Consider the following 18,666-nt stretch of genomic DNA (forward strand, 5'->3'; position numbering starts at 1 on the left):
TTGCGTTTTTAGAGTGGCCAGCCAGCCTTCCGCTGTCATTCCACCGTCACCGATTTCGCCAGGTTGCGAGGTTGGTCAACATCCGTGCCCTTCGCGATGGCTGTATGGTAGGCCAGCTGCTGCGCGGGCAGGGCATAAAGGATCGGCGTCAGGATCGGGGCAACGCTCGGCAGGATGATCTGCTGCCACACACCATCGCCCGCGTCCCGAAGGCCCTCGGCATCTGTCACCAGAACGACCTTGCCGCCACGGGCCATGACCTCTTGCATATTCGATACCGTCTTGTCGAAGAGCGCATCGCGCGGTGCCATGACCACCACGGGAACGGTCTTGTCGATCAGCGCGATGGGGCCGTGCTTCAGTTCGCCTGATGCATAAGCTTCGGCATGTATATAGCTGATTTCCTTTAGTTTCAAAGCGCCTTCCAGAGCCAGTGGATACATCAGGCCACGACCCAGAAACAGCACGTCGCGGGCTTCTGCCAGCTTGCGGGCGACCTTGCGGACATCCTTGCCGCGATCGAGTGCGGCGTTCAGAGCGCCGGGCAATGCGCGCAGATCGGCCAGATGGGCGGCAAGCTCTTCGGCGGTTATCTCCTCCCGGTCCGATGCCGCCTTAAGCGCGAGCAACAAGAGCACCACCAGCTGACAGGTAAACGCCTTGGTCGAAGCCACGCCGACCTCTACGCCCGCGTGGATCGGCAGCGCCAGATCGCTTTCCCGCGCGATGGAGCTTTCGGGGACGTTGACCACCGAGACGATCCGCTCTGCCTTGCGCTGACAATAGCGCAGGGCGGCAAGCGTATCTGCGGTCTCGCCTGATTGGCTGACAAACAATGCAGTTGTGCGCGCGGGGATCGGCGGTTCGCGGTAGCGGAATTCCGACGCGATATCGACATCCACTGGGACGCGCGCATATTGCTCGAACCAGTATTTCGCGGTGAGGCACGCGTAGGACGCCGTGCCGCAAGCCACCATGGTCAGCCGGTCAACGGCGGTGAAATCAATCCCGTCGCCGGGTAGGGCGATGCCCTTGCCATCCGGTGTCAGGTAGGACCGGATCGCTTCGGCCAGAACCGTGGGTTGCTCGGCGATTTCTTTGGCCATGAAGTGCTTGTGGCCACCTTTGTCGACGCGCGCGGCGTCTATCCGGATTTTCTTGACGGGACGTTCGACCACTGCGCCCGTTTCGTCGCGGATCTCGATCTTGGAGCGCGTCAGAACGGCGCGGTCGCCTTCATCCAGATAGGTGATGCGGTCGGTCAGTGGCCCCAGCGCAATCGCGTCAGAGCCGACATAGACCTCGCCATCGCCATGCCCGATCGCAAGTGGAGAGCCTTTGCGGGTGGCAATCAGCAGATCATCCTCGCCCTCGAACAGAAACACCAATGCGAACGCGCCGTTCAGACGGTCCAGCGTTGCCATAGCCGCCTCAACCGGAGACTTGCCCTGGGCGATGTGGTGCTGCGTCAGAAGCGCCACGGTCTCCGTATCGGTTTCGGTGACAAACTTGATGCCCTGCTCGGCCAGTTCGGCGCGCAATTCACGGTAATTCTCGATAATGCCGTTATGCACCACAGCGACGGAGCCCGCGCGATGCGGGTGCGCGTTCACCTCTGTCGGGGCACCATGCGTGGCCCAGCGGGTATGGCCGATGCCGGCTTTGCCAACCAGTGGTTCATGCACAAGCAGATCCGACAGGTTGACCAGCTTGCCAACAGCGCGGCGACGCTCAAGTGCGCCTTCGTTGACTGTCGCAATGCCGGCGCTGTCATAGCCGCGATATTCCAGCCGTTTCAGGGCCTCCACTAACAGCGGGGCGGCCTCGTGTTTGCCTAGAACCCCAACGATACCACACATCTATGACGCCTCTTTTTTCTGCTTCGCCTTCTTGGCCTTGAGCATTTCAACCAGCTTTCGCGCCAAGCCCGGCTTGGTCTGCTGTTCGGCGCGCGCAATTGCCAGCGCCCCGTCCGGCACATCCTGCGTGATGACCGATCCGCTGCCGGTCATGGCCTCGTCGCCGACCGCGACAGGTGCCACCAGCATGGTGTTCGAGCCGATAAAGGCGCGCGCTCCGATCTTGGTCCGGTGTTTCATCACCCCGTCATAGTTGCAGGTGATCGTGCCCGCGCCAATATTTGCGGCGGCTCCCACTTCTGCATCGCCGATATAGCTGAGATGGTTGGCCTTGGCACCTTCGTGCAGATGCGCGTTCTTAACCTCGACAAAATTGCCGACGCGCACATTGTCGTCCAGTTCCGTGCCGGGGCGCAGGCGTGCATACGGCCCGACGATGGCCCCTTGGCTGACATGCGCGCCTTCGAGATGCGAAAAGGCGCGGATACGCGCCCCGGATTCCACGGTCACACCGGGGGCGAAGACCACATAGGGTTCGACCTCGGCGCCATTGCCGATCACGGTGTCGAAGGCAAAAATCACCGTGTCTGGGGCTTGCATGACCACGCCGTCCTCGATCAGTTCCGCACGGCGGCGGGTCTGAAAAGCGGCCTCTGCGGCGGCAAGTTCGAGGCGTGAATTGATGCCCAGTGTTTCGCCCTCGTCGCAGGTCACGGCGGTGGCATTCAGGCCGCGGTCGCGCGCGATGGCGACGATGTCGGTCAGGTAGTATTCCCCGCTCGCATTGTCATTGCCGACCGCGTCGATCAGATCAAACAGCGTGTCCGCATCGGCGCAGACCACGCCGGAGTTGCACAGGGTGATGGCGCGCTCTGCCTCGGTCGCGTCCTTGAACTCGACGATGCGGGTCAGGGTGGTGCCTTCCGTCACAAGGCGGCCGTAGCGGCCCGGATCGCTTGCCTCAAAGCCCAGTACCACGACATCGGCACGGGTGCGGGCCTCCAGCATCGCCAGCAGCGTGTCTTCCGAAATGAAGGGCGTATCCCCGTACAGGACGATCACGTCGCCGCCGAAGCCCTCAAGCGCCGTGCGCGCCTGCGCCACCGCATGTGCGGTGCCTAACTGTTCCGTCTGAAGAGCCACGCGGGCTTCGGGGTGTTGATCCTGTGCCGCGGCGGTGACGGCATCCCCACCGTGGCCTGCAACAACCACCGTATGCTCTGGGTCAAGGGCTGCCCCCGATTGCATGGCATGTGCCAAAAGCGGTGCGCCTGCCAGCTTGTGCAGCACCTTGGGAAGGTCGGATTGCATGCGGGTGCCCTTGCCTGCGGCAAGGATGACAAGTGCGATGCTCATGCGGTTTCTCTTTGTTATTTCTTGCGGCCCGTTTTATCGGTCTGGTGATGGACTGCAAGCAGCGTGGTATCACGTCTGATTGCGGGTTGTGACAGGTAATCGGGTAAGGGCAGGCAATGCGGACAGTGATTTTCGACCTTGATGGCACGTTGGCGGATACCAGCGCGGACCTGATCGCTTCGGCCAACCATTGCTTTCGGGCGATGGGGGCGGGCGATGTGCTGGATCCGGTGGCCGATGCCGCCACGGCTTTTCACGGCGGCCGGGCGATGCTGTCGCTGGGGCTGACGCGGCTGGAAAAACACTCGGACGGTGAGGTTGAGCGCTGGTATCCGGAACTTCTGGCGGCCTATGGCGCGGCGATTGACGTTCATACGACATTGTATCCCGGCGCGATGCAGGCTGTGACGGCCCTACGCGACGCGGGTGTGCGGGTGGGGATCTGTACCAACAAACCCGAAAGGCTGGCCGATACCTTGCTGACCCGGCTGGGGGTGCGCGACGCGTTCGCCTCGATGATCGGGGCCGATACCCTGCCGGTTCGCAAGCCTGATCCCGCGCCCTATGTCGCGGCGGTCGAGCGTGCAGGCGGGTCGGTGACGCAAAGCTGCCTGATTGGCGACACCACGACCGACCGGGAAACCGCCCGCGCCGCCGGGGTGCCTTGCGTGCTGGTGACCTTTGGACCCACGGGTGGGGATGTTGCTGCGCTGGAGCCGGAAGAGCTGCTTGCGCATTATGACGACCTGCCCGCGCTTGTCGCGCGTCTGCTGCCGGTCGTGGCGGCGTGACCTGCCGCCAGACTTTATCACCTGACCAACCGGCGCATTCCGTGATTGACCAATGCGCGCGCTGACGAGAGATTGCGGCATGAGCGAAATTTTCACCGGCAGTTTCACCCAGCAGGAACCGATCAGCGAAGAGGCCATCGCCGCCGCGCTGGAGGTGCTGCGCAGCGGGCGCCTGCACCGTTACAACGTGGCCGAGGGCGAGGCGGGCGAAACCGCGTTGTTGGAACAGGATTTCGCCCGCATGACCGGCGCGCGGTTTTGCCTTGCCGTCGCCTCGGGCGGCTATGCGCTGGCCACGGCGCTGCGTGCAGCAGGGGTGGCACCGGGCGACCGGGTGCTGACCAATGCCTTTACCTTGGCTCCTGTACCGGGGGCGATTGCCAGCGTCGGGGCGCGGCCGGTTTTCGTCGGCGTGACAGAGGATCTGGTGATCGACCTGGAGGATCTGCGCACCAAGCTGGACCGCGCCGATGTGCTGATGCTCAGCCATATGCGCGGGCATATCTGCGACATGGATGCGCTTATGGCGATCTGCAACGCGCACGGCGTGACCGTGATCGAGGATTGCGCGCATACGATGGGCGCGGACTGGGCGGGGGTGCCATCCGGTCGCCACGGTCTGATCGGCTGCTATTCCACGCAAACCTACAAGCATGTGAATTCCGGCGAGGGCGGCTTTCTGGTCTCCGATGATGCGGAGGTCATGGCGCGCGCGGTGATGCTGTCGGGGTCCTATATGCTGTTTGACAGGCACCTTGCCGGACCGCCGCCAGAGGCATTTGCCCAGGCGAAATACGACACGCCCAACATTTCGGGCCGAATGGACAATCTGCGCGCCGCGATCCTGCGGCCACAACTACAGCAGCTTGAGGCGCAGAAGAAACGTTGGAACGCGCGCTATGCGGTGGTCGAAGAAGGGCTTCGCGACACGGCGGGTCTGCGGCTGATCTTGCGGCCGGAACAAGAGGGCTTTGTCGCGTCGTCGTTCCAGTTCCTTCTGCTCGACTGGCCCGCAGAAAAGGTGACGGATATCTTGCGCCGCTGTGCCGCCCGCGGGGTAGAGATGAAGTGGTTCGGCGCGCCAGAACCCGCAGGCTATACCTCGCGCTATGACAGTTGGCGCTACGCGGATGCGGAAGCCATGCCCGCCACCGACCGCGTTCTGGCGGGGATCGTGGATCTGCGTCTGCCCTTGACCTTCAGTCTTGACGATTGCGCGCTGATCGCCCGTATCATCCGGGCCGAGGTCAGCGCGGTCTGGCAGGCTGCGTGACACTCTGCGCCTCATGCCACGCTTGTGCGCTACATCTCTCGCTGCTTTACTGAAGCGATGTTGAAAGAACTGGACCGGATTGACGTAGTCGTAAACGGCAAGACGCGCAGCATTGTTCTGGCGCAGGGCAATCTTGCACGCATTGATGCGGCGCAACGGGTTGATCTTCTGGTGATCTCGGCCTTTCCGGGCGATTATACGCCGACGCCGACCTCTATGGTCGGACAGTTGGCGCGCAACGGCGTGTCCGTGGCAGAGCTTGCCAGCATGAAAGCGATGGATCTGCGCGCCGAAAGCGGTGCGTGGCTGTCGCGCCCGGTGGAGGCTGCGGGCTTTGACCGGTTGGTCTGTTTCGAGCCACAAACGCTCGGCGCGCCGCCCGTCGTGGTCGGAGAGCTGTTCCGCGCATTGTTTCCGTTTCTCGAATCTTTGGGTGGTGACGAAAACCGCGATCACTCTGTTGCGATGCCGCTGCTTGCCACGGGGGATGCGGGCTGGAGCGACAGTCAGATGATGGCGCCGCTGCTGGAGGCCGCAACGCGCTGGCTGCAACTTGGGCTGCCGATCTCGACGCTGTATATCGTGGCGCATAACGCGCCAAAGGCAGCTGCTATGAAAGCGGCTTTTTCCGAGTTCAAGGAAGATGATCCGCCAGCCTCGGGGACGTTTGCGCCAGTCGCGTCGGAATTTGCGTTTGAAGACGATAACCTTAAGGAAGCCGACGTTCCGGTAAGCGGTCAGCAAGCCGGCTTCGACTCCGCCGTGTGGAGTTCGCATGGCCGCTCTCGCGGGTCAGTCAGCCTACAATTCGCGTTGTTGGTGGCGCTCGCGCTGTCTGGCTTGTCGTGGGTCCTGATCGGTGCCGATGCAGTTGACCTGCTGTCGTTGGGACTTCTCGGCGTGATGCTATTGGGTCTTTTGCCCGCATATCGACTGGAATTCCGCAGGAAGCGCGTATTCGGAATTGGGCAATCAAGAACCAAAACCCTTCTATTCGCGCTGATGACGATTGCTCCTTTTTTCCTCGTCGCAGTGATCGACCTGCAATACCGGTCCGTCTGGCCGCCATCCTGGACTGCGATCGTGTCGGCGGCGATCGGCGTAGGATTGGTGGTGTTTCTCTATGTCTGGTGGATCAGAGACAGTCTTTCCAGGCTCGGTCTGGTGCCGTCGTCGAACAGACAATTCGACAAGTTGGATGCGCACGAACTTATCGGGTCTGATAAAAAGATCTTTCTGAGTTATTCGTCAACGGACGCCAAAGCGGCAAGGCGGGTGCTTGATGGCTTCCGCGTGGCGTCGCCCGGCGTCAAGGTTTTCGAGTTCCGCCGCGACATTCCCATCGGCGTCTCCTATCAATCCCGCATCGATGAGGCGCTTGCCGAAAGCGACAGGGTCCTGTGCTTGCTCAGCCCCGAATATATCCAATCGCCGGAATGTCAGGAGGAGTTGATGGTGGCCCGCCTGCGCAACAAGCGCGCAGGGTTTGAGTTCCTCTGGCCGGTTTACTGGCGCGAGGTGCATGGCGGGTTGACGGACTGGCTGATGATCCTGAACCTCGCGGATTGCCGGGAATCCTCGGTGGCGCAGTTGGACCGGACAGTCACGCGGCTCGCCTCTGAACTGCTTAAAAACTGACGACGTTTCGCGCTGGCTGGCCGTGGTTGTCAGCCGTATGAGGGTAGGGTGCCAAACCAGCCCAGAACACCCTGGCGGTTCGCGCGAGGTCTGCGCATGACAAGGCAATTCGGGAAAAGACACAGAACTGTTCTTTTCCTTTAGGCCCTTTCCGGATGCAGTTTGCCGAACCTACTGGCCCGGTTGATACAGCGGCACGGTAGAGATCGCCACTTTTGCCGACCCGTCGGTCAACTCTGCTGCGTGGGCGACGTAGATCAATGTGCGGTTCGCCTCGTCATAGATCCGCTTGACCCGCAGGCTTTTCAGGATGATCGAGCGCGAGGTGCGGAACACGTCTTCGCCGCTCTCGTCACGATCAATGTCGCCCAGTGTGATCGGTCCGGTCTGGCGACACGCGATCGAGGCGTTTGACGGATCCTCAAACCAATTGCCCTTTGACAGACGATCAATCAACCCACGGTCGAAATAAGCGATGTGACATGTCACGCCCTCGACTTGCGGGTCGGCAACGGCCTCGATGATGATGTCATTGCCAACCCAGTCGACGCCGATCTCGCCCACCTGCTCTGCTTGGGCAAGCAGCGGCAGACAGGACAACAGGGCGGCAACGCGCAGGCGACCCATCAAAAGGTCACCGTGCCATGATCGCCCATATCGGGTTTCTCGTCGCTCATATGCGCTTTCGCAATCTCGTACAGGAAGCCTGCCGCGCCATCCGTGGCCCAGATCTCTGCCGTGGTGGGGGTCATTTTTATCAAGCGGACCTTATCATCGTCGCGGCCTTCTTCAAACCATGCCGCGACAACCGCGTTCCACAGCTCGTCAAGCTTCTGAGCGTCATCGACAATTTCCAGATGACCAATCACGCTGGCGTAGATATTCGCCTTTGGGTCCGCCACCAGAAACGTTGCCGAGCTTCCACGCACGGCGGCGTCCGCCACGTCTGTACCATGGGCGGTGATGAACCAGACGGCGTTATTGTCGCTGTCCGCCATGGGCGACATCGGAACCGCGCGACCGCCTTCAGCAGTCATCATGCCCGCCTGCACGTTCTCGATGCGGGTCCAGAAGTCGTTTTTCAGGTTCTTTTCCATCTGTGCCATTGCTGCTTACCTTTCATCATTCCCGTTTGGCATTCCAACGCGCCATGCAGCGTTGTGGTTCCTTTTGATCGACCAGAACGCTTGACCGGAAGACCCGGGGCGCGTAGTATTTGAACAAGTGTTCAATAAAGCGAGGGGAGGCGCCTGTGTACAACGCTGTCATGCAATACGATCTTGGTGAGGACGTGAATGCGCTGCGCGAGATGGTGCATCGCTGGGCGCAGGAGCGGGTCAAGCCGATCGCGGCCGAGGTCGACAGTTCCAACACCTTCCCGTCAGAGCTGTGGCGCGAGATGGGCGATCTGGGCCTTCTGGGGATCACCGTGCCGGAAGAATACGGCGGTGCAGGCATGGGCTACCTCGCGCATGTGATCGCGGTTGAAGAGATCGCCCGCGCCTCTGCCAGCGTCAGCCTGTCCTACGGCGCGCATTCCAACCTTTGCGTGAACCAGATCAAGCTGAACGGCACGGATGAGCAGCGGCGCAAATACCTGCCCGGCCTCATCTCGGGCGAGCATGTCGGCGCATTGGCCATGTCAGAGGCAGGGGCAGGGTCCGACGTTGTCAGCATGAAGCTGCGGGCCGAAAAGAAAAATGACCGGTTTGTGCTGAATGGCAATAAATACTGGATCACCAACGGCCCGGATGCCGAAACGCTGGTTGTCTATGCAAAGACCGATCCGGATGCCGGGTCGAAAGGCATCACCGCGTTCCTGATCGAAAAGTCGATGACGGGGTTCAGCACCTCGCCGCATTTCGACAAGCTGGGGATGCGTGGGTCCAACACGGCAGAGTTGATCTTTGATGGCGTCGAAGTGCCGTTCGAGAACATATTGGGCGAAGAAGGGCGCGGCGTGCGGGTTCTCATGTCCGGGCTGGACTATGAGCGCGTTGTTCTGGCCGGCATCGGCACCGGCATCATGGCCGCCTGTCTGGACGAGATCATGCCCTATATGGCAGAGCGCAAGCAGTTCGGCCAACCGATTGGCAGCTTTCAACTGATGCAGGGCAAGATCGCGGATATGTACACCGCGATGAACTCTGCCCGCGCGTATGTCTACGAGGTCGCGAAGGCCTGCGACCGGGGTGACGTGACCCGGCAGGATGCGGCGGCCTGCTGTCTTTACGCGTCCGAGCAAGCGATGGTTCAGTCGCATCAGGCCGTGCAGGCGATGGGCGGCGCGGGCTTTCTGCAAGACGCGCCCGTTGCACGGCTTTTCCGCGATGCCAAGCTGATGGAAATCGGCGCTGGCACGTCCGAGATTCGCCGCATGCTGGTGGGCCGCGAGATGATGGGGGCGATGGGGTGACCGGTGTCATGAATGATCGCGGGGGTGTCTCGAGTGCCGTCCATCAGTTCGCACCCCTGTCCGTAACGGAGACTGCACCATGAAGATTCAATCCCAAGCGATCCGGTCCTCGGACGCGTTCAAGGCCAACACAAGGGGCCATCTGGCGGCGCTGGAGGTTATCCGCGAGGCGGCGGAGCAGGCCGCCGCCGGCGGGGGAGAGAAGGCGCGGGAAAGGCACCTGTCGCGGGGCAAGATGCTGCCGCGGGACCGGGTCGCGAACCTGCTTGATCCCGGTTCGCCGTTTCTGGAAATCGGCGCGACGGCGGCGCATGGTCTGTATGATGGCGTGGCTCCGGCGGCAGGCGTGATCGCGGGGATCGGCCGGGTCGAGGGGTGCGAGGTCATGGTGGTGTGCAACGATGCCACCGTGAAGGGCGGCACCTATTATCCGATGACCGTCAAGAAGCACCTGCGCGCGCAGGAGATCGCCGAGGAAAACCATCTGCCCTGCATCTATCTTGTCGATAGCGGTGGCGCGAACCTGCCCAATCAGGACGAGGTGTTTCCGGATCGCGATCATTTTGGACGGATCTTCTACAATCAGGCGCGGATGAGCGCCAAGGGCATCGCGCAGATCGCTGTCGTCATGGGGTCCTGTACGGCGGGCGGGGCCTATGTGCCTGCCATATCGGATGTGACGATCATCGTGCGCGAGCAGGGCACGATTTTTCTGGCCGGTCCACCTTTGGTCAAGGCCGCGACCGGAGAGGTTGTCTCGGTCGAGGATCTGGGCGGCGGTGACGTGCACACGCGGCTGTCGGGCGTGGCGGATTATCTGGCCGAGGATGACGCGCATGCGCTGGCTTTGGCGCGTCGTGCCGTGCGCAGCCTTGCCGGACCCCAGAATGCGCCGTTTCTTGCGCTGCCGGGCGGGGCCGATCCGGCCTATGATCCGGCAGAGATTCTGGGTGTCGTGCCTGCTGACCTGCGAACACCCTATGACATCCGCGAGGTGATTGCGCGCGTCGTCGACGGGTCTTGGTTCGATGAATTCAAGCCGCGCTTCGGAGAAACGCTGGTTTGCGGGTTTGCCGAAGTCATGGGCGTTCAGGTCGGGATCATCGCCAATAATGGCGTGTTGTTTTCCGAGGCCGCGCAGAAGGGCGCGCATTTCATCGAGCTGTGTTCGAAGCGTCGTATCCCGCTGGTTTTCTTGCAGAATATTACCGGATTCATGGTCGGCCGGAAATACGAAAACGAGGGTATCGCGCGGCATGGCGCCAAGATGGTAACGGCGGTGGCCTCGACAAGCGTGCCCAAGATCACGCTGCTGGTCGGCGGATCCTTCGGCGCGGGCAATTACGGCATGGCCGGGCGCGCCTATCAGCCGCGCTTCCTGTGGAGTTGGCCCAACAGCCGGATCTCTGTCATGGGCGGGGAACAGGCGGCCGGCGTTCTTGCCACGGTCAAACGCGACGGGATCGAGCGGAAGGGCGGCACCTGGTCTGCCGAGGAGGAGGCGGAATTCAAGCGCCCGACAGTCGAGATGTTCGAGCGCCAGGCGCATCCGCTTTATGCCTCGGCGCGGCTTTGGGATGACGGCTGCATCGATCCGCGCAAGACGCGCGATATACTGGCGCTGTCGCTTTCGGCGGCGCTGAATGCACCGATCGAGGAGACGCGCTTTGGTGTCTTCCGGATGTGAGCGGTGGCACCCGTCGCCCCGGCACGGGCGCGCCCACCCGCCCACCCCGCGCCCGTGCCGGGGCTTTGCCCGGTCGGTCTGTGCCGCTCCTGTTGGGCAGAACGTTGCGGGACGGATCGCCGGGCGACGGTTGGGGGAACCTGTGTTCTGGCGGTATGAAAAGACAATTGCGTGAAGCGCGCGGAGGAAATGCGATGTTCGACACGATCCTGATTGCCAACCGGGGCGAGATTGCCTGCCGGGTGATACGCTCGGCGCAAGCGATGGGGCTTCGCTGCGTGGCGGTACATTCCGACGTGGATGCGGGCGCGGCGCATGTGGCACTGGCTGATACGGCCGTCAGCTTGGGCGGGGCTGCGCCTGCCGACAGTTATCTTCGCGGGGATGCGATCATTGCGGCGGCAAAGGCGACGGGCGCGCAGGCGATCCATCCGGGCTATGGCTTTCTGTCCGAGAACCCGGATTTCGTCGAGGCGGTAGAGGCGGCGGGGCTGGTCTTTATCGGTCCATCCGCAAAGGCGATCCGGGCGATGGGGCTGAAGGATGCGGCCAAGGCGCTGATGGAAAAGGCAGGCGTGCCCGTCGTTCCGGGCTATCACGGCGAGGATCAGAGGCCCGCGCGTTTGGTGCAAGAGGCGGAGCGGATCGGCTATCCGGTGATGATCAAGGCCGTGGCGGGCGGCGGCGGCAAAGGCATGCGCCTTGTCGAGCGGCCCAAGGACTTCGCCGATGCTTTGGCCAGTGCGCAATCCGAGGCGCGTGGCGCGTTCGGCAATGACGCGGTGCTGGTGGAAAAATTCGTGCAGCAGCCCCGGCATATTGAGGTGCAGGTCTTTGGCGACGGCAACCGCGCGGTGCATCTGTTCGAACGGGATTGTTCGTTGCAGCGCCGCCATCAGAAGGTGATCGAGGAGGCACCGGCCCCCGGCATGACACCAGAGATGCGCGCCGCGATGGGCGACGCGGCGGTGCGCGCGGCCGAGGCCATCGGCTATTCCGGGGCGGGTACGGTGGAGTTCATCGTGGACGGCTCGGGCGGGCTTCGGTCTGACGGGTTCTGGTTCATGGAGATGAACACGCGTCTTCAGGTCGAGCATCCGGTGACAGAGGCGATCACCGGTGTCGATCTGGTGGAATGGCAGATCCGTGTTGCCGCTGGCGAGCCACTGCCCGCCCGGCAAGAGGACTTGCGCATCAACGGCCACGCCTTCGAGGCACGGCTTTATGCTGAAGATGTCCCCAAGGGTTTCCTGCCCGCGACGGGACGTTTGTCGCATCTGAAATTTCCGGAAGGCGTGCGCGCTGACAGCGGTGTGCGGGCAGGGGACGAGATCAGCCCCTGGTATGATCCGATGATTGCAAAGCTGATCGTGCACGGTCCGACACGGGACGTGGCGCTGAAACGTCTGGCCCGCGCCATCGAGACTTGCGAAGTCGCCGGGACAGTGACCAACCTTGCGTTTCTGGGGCACCTGGCGCGTCATGCGGGATTTGCGGCCGGCGAGGTCGATACCGGGCTGATCGCGCGAGACATCGACGCGCTGACCGCCGTGCCCGAAGTGTCAGATGCCGTCGTGGCCGAAGCGGCGCTGGCCTTGCTTGGCTTGTTGGGGCCGGGCGATGCCGTCCAGGGTGTGCATCTTTGGACGCCGGTCGGCCGCAAGATCGACCTGGAGCAAGGCGAGACCGCGCATGCGGCGACAGTCGAGGTCCTGTCACGGGATCAACGCAGGGTGACGGTGAACGGATCCCAAATCCTTGCCACGCGCGTCGATGGGCAGTGGCGCTTTGACGGTCAGGCCGGGCATGGCAGTATCACCACCGGGCACGACGTCACCGTATTTGCCGATTATGGCCAGCGGTTTACGATGGTAGATCCGCTGGAGCGGGCGCAGGATGCGTCGGGTGGCAGTGATCTGGTCGAGGCGCCGATGCCGGGATTGGTCCGGATGGTTACGGCCCGTGTCGGCGAGGCGGTGACCAGAGGTGATCGTCTTGCTGTGCTGGAGGCGATGAAGATGGAACACGCCTTGCAGGCACCGCGCGACGGTATCGTTGCGGAGGTGCTGGTCGCCGAGGGGGATCAGGTCGCGGCAGGTGCCGCGGTGATCCGGCTTGAAGAGGAAACCGACGCGCCAGAAGTTTGACATTGCTTGCCGCGAGGTCGCGCAGGGCTGATTGACGCGATGCCAAGCGTCGGCACCGGCAATGGTGTGACCGGACAAACGCGTGGTTTACGTCTGGGCCAGCGCGTTGGTCAGCCCTGCGGGAATGTGCGTGCAGCCGGAGCAATGCGACCCCGACGCTGCGCGGCGATTTCGCGGTCTGGCTGACAATTTGCCGCAACCGATGTTGTCTGGCCGCGATTTCTTGGCCTAAGTCGATGAAATTCAAATTCGTTTCGGTGCCGTGAATATATGTGCCCGCGGTTGACCCTGACCGGTGCCGGGGCTAGAACCTGCTCTAGCCCATACCGTCTTGCGAAGGCGCGCTGCGGCGCGACCTGAAAGGAGCCTGTCACATGGAAGAGATGCTGAGGGAGTACCTCCCCATTCTCGTTTTTATGGCCATAGCGATCGGACTTGGCCTTGTGCTCATTCTTGCCGCGGTGGTTCTGGCCGTGCGCAATCCGGACCCCGAGAAGGTGTCGGCCTATGAATGTGGCTTCAACGCCTTCGATGACGCGCGGATGAAATTCGATGTCCGATTCTATCTTGTGGCCATTCTGTTCATCATCTTCGATCTGGAAATAGCCTTTCTCTTTCCCTGGGCCGTGGCCTTCAAGGATGTGAGCATGACAGGCTTCTGGTCGATGATGGTCTTTCTCGGCGTGTTGACCATCGGCTTTGCCTATGAATGGAAAAAGGGAGCCCTGGAATGGGAGTGACCGACGACAAGCCGCTTGTCACGGAGGTGCAGGGCGACGGCAAACAGGCGGACCGCATCAAATCCGGACCCTCCGCGCTGGCCCCTTACGGCAACAATACCGCCGGTGGCGATAACGAGGTCGCGACCCAGGCCCTGAACGCAGAGCTTCAGGATAAAGGGTTTCTGCTGACCTCGACCGAGGACATCATCAACTGGGCGCGTACCGGATCGCTGCACTGGATGACCTTCGGGCTGGCGTGCTGCGCTGTTGAAATGATGCATACGGCAATGCCGCGCTACGACCTTGAGCGTTTTGGCACCGCGCCACGCGCCTCTCCGCGCCAGTCGGACCTGATGATCGTTGCGGGCACGCTGACCAACAAGATGGCACCCGCGCTGCGCAAGGTTTACGACCAGATGCCGGAGCCGCGTTATGTGATCTCCATGGGGTCCTGCGCCAATGGCGGCGGCTATTATCACTACAGCTATTCCGTGGTGCGGGGCTGCGACCGGATCGTGCCGGTGGATGTCTATGTGCCCGGCTGCCCGCCAACCGCAGAGGCGCTGCTATATGGCGTGATGGCCTTGCAGAAAAAGATCCGCCGGACCGGGACGATCATGCGATGATTTCGACATCCGCATTCAGCGCCCGCTGCGGCAAATACCTTTCAGCACCGGAGGCATTCTGATGACCACCGCCCTGCAAGAGCTTGGCACCCATATCGAGATCAAGCGCCCCGATTGCGTGCTGTCCTGGAATGTGAGCTTTGATGAATTGACCGTGGATGTGGCCCGCGCCAACATCGTCGGCTTTGTCGAGTTTCTCAAAGCTGACCGGACGTGCCAGTTCTCGACCCTCGTTGATATCACCGCCGTTGATTATCCCGAGCGGGCGCAGCGGTTTGACGTGGTTTATCACTTCCTGTCGATGTATCAGAACCACCGCATTCGCCTGCGCGTCGCGGTGCGCGATGACGAGATGGTGCCGTCGATCACCGATGTGCATGCATCTGCCAACTGGTTCGAACGCGAAGTGTTCGACATGTTCGGCATTCTCTTTTCCGGTCATCCGGACCTGCGGCGCATCCTGACCGACTATGGGTTTCGGGGCTATCCGCTGCGCAAGGATTTTCCGACCACGGGCTATACCGAAGTGCGCTACGACGAGTCGAAGAAACGCGTCGTCTACGAGCCGGTCAGCCTTGTGCAGGAATATCGTCAGTTTGATTTCATGTCCCCCTGGGAAGGCGCGCATTACATTCTTCCGGGCGATGAAAAGCAGGAAGAGGCGAAGTAATGGGCGGTTTCTGGTGGCTTGTTCTGTCGGCATTGACGGCCATTCCGATGGTCAAGCTGCTGCCGTTCTTCGGCATAAACAAATACTGGGCAGCGGCCTGTCTTGTCCCCCTCGGCACGATTGCGCTGCTGTGGTGGATGGGCGTGAAGCTGCAAGAGTTGGAGAAGCGTTGAGATGATCCCGTTTCTGACCGAGATGATGCACTTGATCGCGGCCGGCCTTGTTCTAGCCAATGGTGCGATCGCCATGACCAAAGTTTCGCAACGACAGGCCGCCAAGACGCTTGTGATTGCACGGAGGACAGTTTGATGGACGGCTCCAAATTCGATGACGGCAGCACCGACGCGCAGTCGGGCGAGCAGAAGATCCGCAATTTCAACATCAACTTCGGGCCTCAGCACCCGGCGGCGCATGGCGTGTTGCGGCTGGTGCTGGAACTGGACGGTGAGATCGTCGAACGCTGCGACCCGCATATCGGCCTGCTGCACCGGGGCACCGAAAAGCTGATGGAAAGCAGGACCTACCTGCAAAACCTGCCATATTTCGACCGGCTCGACTATGTTGCGCCGATGAATCAGGAACATGCCTGGTGCCTGGCCATCGAACGGCTGACCGGGGTCGAGGTGCCGCGCCGCGCCAGTCTGATCCGGGTGCTCTATTCCGAGATCGGGCGCATTCTCAGCCACCTGCTGAACGTGACGACGCAGGCGATGGATGTGGGCGCGCTGACGCCGCCGCTCTGGGGCTTTGAGGAACGCGAAAAGCTGATGGTGTTCTACGAACGGGCTTGCGGGGCGCGCCTGCACGCGGCCTATTTCCGTCCCGGCGGCGTGCATCAGGATCTCCCACCACAACTGCTGGCCGACATTGACGAATGGGCCGATGAGTTCCCGAACGTTCTGGACGACATTGACGAACTGCTGACCGAGAACCGGGTTTTCAAGCAGCGCAATGCCGATATTGGCATCATTTCCGAGCAGGACATTCTGGATTGGGGATTCTCGGGCGTCATGGTGCGCGGGTCGGGCTTTGCCTGGGATCTGCGCCGCGCCCAGCCCTATGAATGCTACGACGAGTTCGACTTCCAGATCCCTGTCGGCAAGAATGGCGACTGCTTTGACCGTTATCTGGTGCGGATGGAAGAAATGCGCCAATCTCTGCGCATCATCAAACAGGCGATCGCAAAGCTGCAAGCCCCCGAAGGGCAGGGCGATATTCTGGCCCGCGGTAAGATCACGCCGCCCAAGCGCGGCGAGATGAAGACCTCGATGGAGGCGCTTATCCATCACTTCAAACTGTACACAGAGGGCTTTCACGTCCCCGCAGGCGAGGTTTATGCCGCCGTCGAAGCGCCCAAGGGCGAGTTTGGCGTGTATCTGGTGTCGGATGGCAGCAACAAACCCTATCGCTCCAAGATCCGTGCACCGGGCTTTCTGCATTTGCAGGCGATGGACTATGTGGCCAGCGGTCACCAACTGGCCGATGTGGCGGCGATCATCGGCACGATGGACGTGGTCTTCGGCGAGATTGATCGATGAAGGAATGACCATGACGCGACCGACGATCCTTTTGACCATTGCAGCGTTTGGCCTGACCGGCTGTCTTGCCCTGCCGCCCGACGGTGTGTCGGCCGAGCAGATTGCCGCATATGACGCGGCCGTAACCTCTATCGGCTGCGATATGGTGGCCGAAAGCGACTATCTGCCGGTGGAACTTCAGACCGGTTTGACGCGTGAGCAGGTGATTCAGGTCACCGAGTACAAGTTGGCCCGCGAAGAGGCGGTAAAACTGTCGGATGGCGGCGTGCGGCTGACCACGGGGGCCTGCGCGGCATGATCCGCATCGGCTGCATACTGGCTCTGTGTGCCGCGCCCGCGCTTGCCACGGAGGCCGGCAAAAGCGATTTTGTCTATGTGTCGGATCTGGCCGCGCAAGGCTTTGAACCTTTTGCTACAAGCAGCACCGGCGGCGCGACCTTCGGAATGCAGAAGGGCACGGATCTCTACCTGTGCTTCATCGCTGACAACATGACCGACTCTGCCATTCGCCAGCAAGCGCTGGTGGCCGAGCTGAACGGAGAAAACCCCGACCGGACTGTGCCAAACATTCCCGTCGCCTGCGTGCTGACGCAATAGGAACGACCATGCTGAGACGCCTGTATCACGACCAACCGCAAAGTTTCGCCTTCACAGATGCAAATCTGGCCTGGGCCGAAGCCCAGATCACCAAATACCCCGAGGGCCGACAGGCCAGCGCGGTCATCGCGCTTCTGTGGCGCGCGCAGGAACAAGAAGGCTGGTTGACCCGCCCTGCGATCGAGGCTGTCGCCGAGATGCTGGGCATGGCCTATATGCGGGTTATGGAAGTGGCGTCGTTCTACTTCATGTTTCAGCTGCAACCTGTTGGAACTGTGGCACATATTCAGATTTGCGGCACCACGTCCTGCATGATTTGCGGGGCGGAGGATCTGATGGCCGTGTGCCGCGAAAAGATTGCCGATAAGCCGCACGAGCTTTCTGCTGACGGCAAGTTCAGCTGGGAAGAGGTCGAATGCGCCGGGGCATGTGCCAACGCGCCGATGGCGCAGATCGGCAAGGATTACTACGAGGATCTGACGACCGAACGTCTGGCCGAAATTCTGGACGAACTGGCCGCGGGCAAGGTGCCGGTGCCGGGACCGCAGAATGGCCGTTTTGCCTCGGAACCGAAATCGGGGCTGACCAGCCTGAAGGAATATGACAGCGGCCATACCAAATATAACGCGAGCGCCCAGCTTGCGACGGATATCGGCGATACGATCAAACGTATCGACGGCACCGAAGTGCCCTTGCTGGCACCTTGGCAGAACAAGGTGGATAGACCGGTCCGGGATTCGGCTGGCCCTGCCAAGCAACCGAAACCCGGCGCGGATGAGACGATCGACGAGACGGGAATAGACAAGCGCGAGGCCGAAGCAAAGACCGTGGCCAAGCCCGTTGCCAGTGCGAAGGCGGCGGACTCGACCAAGACCAGACCCGCCGCAGAAAAAGGAACCGCGGATACGGACGGCCAGCCCGAGAAATCTGACACATCCGGCAAAGCGGCCTCCTCCGGGACAACCGACAGCAGTGATGCGCCAGCCAAGAAAGCGCCATCTGACGAGGCTGCGGCGACAGCGGATACGTCTTCCACCTCCGGCTCCCGGCCGGAAGCGTTGGAGGGGCCGCGTGACGGCAAGGCCGACGACCTCAAGCAGATCAAGGGCATCGGTCCAAAGCTTGAAGAAATGTGCAATTCGCTCGGATTTTATCATTTTGACCAGATCGCAAACTGGTCCGAGGCGGAAATCGCCTGGGTCGATGAGAACCTCGAAGGCTTCAAAGGGCGTGTGACCCGTGACGAATGGGTGTCGCAGGCAAGAACCCTGGCCGAGGGGGGAGAGACGGAATTTTCGGCGCGTGTTCAGAAAGGTGGCAAAGACGAAACGTAACCACCGCATAAG

The 18,666-nt window shown here is 61.6% G+C and carries 19 protein-coding genes; 15 read left to right on the forward strand and 4 right to left on the reverse strand.

Features of this window, described 5'->3' with window-relative positions:
* Nucleotides 1-35 precede the first annotated feature (35 nt).
* Complete coding sequence (gene glmS / locus ACN0WV_RS00990; protein ID WP_417603093.1) at nucleotides 36-1,859, reverse strand: glutamine--fructose-6-phosphate transaminase (isomerizing); 1,824 nt, start codon at nucleotides 1,857-1,859, stop codon at nucleotides 36-38.
* Entirely contained in the window at nucleotides 1,860-3,215 is a 1,356-nt protein-coding gene (glmU, locus tag ACN0WV_RS00995) for a bifunctional UDP-N-acetylglucosamine diphosphorylase/glucosamine-1-phosphate N-acetyltransferase GlmU (RefSeq protein ID WP_417603096.1), read from the reverse strand.
* 116 nt (nucleotides 3,216-3,331) lie between these two features.
* On the opposite strand from glmU, the gene ACN0WV_RS01000 reads away from it, so the two are divergent.
* The 3 genes from ACN0WV_RS01000 to ACN0WV_RS01010 all read left to right on the forward strand — a co-directional run bounded on the left by ACN0WV_RS01000 (nucleotide 3,332) and on the right by ACN0WV_RS01010 (nucleotide 6,917).
* Nucleotides 3,332-4,006: an HAD-IA family hydrolase gene (locus ACN0WV_RS01000; protein WP_417603098.1), complete on the forward strand. Its 675-nt coding sequence runs from the start codon at nucleotides 3,332-3,334 to the stop codon at nucleotides 4,004-4,006.
* Between the two features lie 79 nt (nucleotides 4,007-4,085).
* Nucleotides 4,086-5,279, forward strand: a complete 1,194-nt coding sequence (locus ACN0WV_RS01005) for a DegT/DnrJ/EryC1/StrS family aminotransferase (protein WP_417603100.1) — start codon at nucleotides 4,086-4,088, stop codon at nucleotides 5,277-5,279.
* 57 nt (nucleotides 5,280-5,336) lie between these two features.
* The gene (locus ACN0WV_RS01010) at nucleotides 5,337-6,917 is read left to right on the forward strand and encodes a toll/interleukin-1 receptor domain-containing protein (RefSeq protein ID WP_417603101.1); all 1,581 of its coding nucleotides are present in this window, start codon (nucleotides 5,337-5,339) and stop codon (nucleotides 6,915-6,917) included.
* 171 nt (nucleotides 6,918-7,088) lie between these two features.
* Here the strand turns inward: ACN0WV_RS01010 and ACN0WV_RS01015 are convergent, their stop codons facing one another.
* A complete protein-coding gene (locus tag ACN0WV_RS01015; protein WP_084352406.1) occupies nucleotides 7,089-7,544 on the reverse strand; it encodes a CreA family protein in 456 nt (151 codons plus the stop codon).
* Entirely contained in the window at nucleotides 7,544-8,023 is a 480-nt protein-coding gene (locus tag ACN0WV_RS01020; protein WP_417603103.1) for a pyridoxamine 5'-phosphate oxidase family protein, read from the reverse strand. The genes ACN0WV_RS01015 and ACN0WV_RS01020 overlap by 1 nt, the downstream gene beginning before the upstream one ends.
* 146 nt (nucleotides 8,024-8,169) lie before the next feature.
* On the opposite strand from ACN0WV_RS01020, the gene ACN0WV_RS01025 reads away from it, so the two are divergent.
* The 12 genes from ACN0WV_RS01025 (at nucleotide 8,170) to ACN0WV_RS01080 (ending at nucleotide 18,654) form a co-directional block, all read left to right on the forward strand.
* Nucleotides 8,170-9,333 (forward strand): isovaleryl-CoA dehydrogenase, encoded by a 1,164-nt coding sequence (locus ACN0WV_RS01025; protein WP_417603105.1) that lies wholly within the window; start codon nucleotides 8,170-8,172, stop codon nucleotides 9,331-9,333.
* Nucleotides 9,334-9,412: 79 nt separating this feature from the next.
* Entirely contained in the window at nucleotides 9,413-11,020 is a 1,608-nt protein-coding gene (locus tag ACN0WV_RS01030; protein WP_417603107.1) for a carboxyl transferase domain-containing protein, read from the forward strand.
* 194 nt (nucleotides 11,021-11,214) lie between these two features.
* Complete coding sequence (locus ACN0WV_RS01035) at nucleotides 11,215-13,167, forward strand: acetyl/propionyl/methylcrotonyl-CoA carboxylase subunit alpha (protein WP_417603109.1); 1,953 nt, start codon at nucleotides 11,215-11,217, stop codon at nucleotides 13,165-13,167.
* Between the two features lie 374 nt (nucleotides 13,168-13,541).
* Nucleotides 13,542-13,907 (forward strand): NADH-quinone oxidoreductase subunit A, encoded by a 366-nt coding sequence (locus ACN0WV_RS01040; protein ID WP_084352401.1) that lies wholly within the window; start codon nucleotides 13,542-13,544, stop codon nucleotides 13,905-13,907.
* On the forward strand, nucleotides 13,898-14,515 hold the full coding sequence (locus tag ACN0WV_RS01045) for a NuoB/complex I 20 kDa subunit family protein (protein WP_235866583.1): 618 nt from the start codon (nucleotides 13,898-13,900) through the stop codon (nucleotides 14,513-14,515). Before ACN0WV_RS01040 ends, ACN0WV_RS01045 begins: the two co-directional genes overlap by 10 nt.
* A 61-nt stretch (nucleotides 14,516-14,576) precedes the next feature.
* Nucleotides 14,577-15,185 (forward strand): NADH-quinone oxidoreductase subunit C, encoded by a 609-nt coding sequence (locus ACN0WV_RS01050; RefSeq protein ID WP_417603112.1) that lies wholly within the window; start codon nucleotides 14,577-14,579, stop codon nucleotides 15,183-15,185.
* Nucleotides 15,185-15,358 (forward strand): hypothetical protein, encoded by a 174-nt coding sequence (locus tag ACN0WV_RS01055; RefSeq protein WP_179141447.1) that lies wholly within the window; start codon nucleotides 15,185-15,187, stop codon nucleotides 15,356-15,358. Before ACN0WV_RS01050 ends, ACN0WV_RS01055 begins: the two co-directional genes overlap by 1 nt.
* Nucleotide 15,359: 1 nt before the next feature.
* Entirely contained in the window at nucleotides 15,360-15,494 is a 135-nt protein-coding gene (locus tag ACN0WV_RS01060) for a hypothetical protein (protein ID WP_417603114.1), read from the forward strand.
* Nucleotides 15,494-16,723: an NADH-quinone oxidoreductase subunit D gene (locus tag ACN0WV_RS01065; RefSeq protein WP_417603116.1), complete on the forward strand. Its 1,230-nt coding sequence runs from the start codon at nucleotides 15,494-15,496 to the stop codon at nucleotides 16,721-16,723. Before ACN0WV_RS01060 ends, ACN0WV_RS01065 begins: the two co-directional genes overlap by 1 nt.
* A gap of 10 nt (nucleotides 16,724-16,733) precedes the next feature.
* Nucleotides 16,734-17,021 carry a hypothetical protein gene (locus ACN0WV_RS01070; RefSeq protein WP_417603118.1) on the forward strand — a complete coding sequence of 96 codons (288 nt, stop codon included), beginning with the start codon at nucleotides 16,734-16,736 and terminating at the stop codon, nucleotides 17,019-17,021.
* Nucleotides 17,018-17,320 carry a hypothetical protein gene (locus tag ACN0WV_RS01075; protein ID WP_417603120.1) on the forward strand — a complete coding sequence of 101 codons (303 nt, stop codon included), beginning with the start codon at nucleotides 17,018-17,020 and terminating at the stop codon, nucleotides 17,318-17,320. The genes ACN0WV_RS01070 and ACN0WV_RS01075 overlap by 4 nt, the downstream gene beginning before the upstream one ends.
* Before the next feature lie 8 nt (nucleotides 17,321-17,328).
* The gene (locus ACN0WV_RS01080; protein WP_417603123.1) at nucleotides 17,329-18,654 is read left to right on the forward strand and encodes an NADH-quinone oxidoreductase subunit E; all 1,326 of its coding nucleotides are present in this window, start codon (nucleotides 17,329-17,331) and stop codon (nucleotides 18,652-18,654) included.
* The last annotated feature ends 12 nt before the right edge of the window (nucleotides 18,655-18,666 follow it).

The sequence above is a fragment of the Primorskyibacter flagellatus genome (assembly GCF_048268605.1).
GTDB classification, from domain to species: domain Bacteria; phylum Pseudomonadota; class Alphaproteobacteria; order Rhodobacterales; family Rhodobacteraceae; genus Primorskyibacter; species Primorskyibacter flagellatus.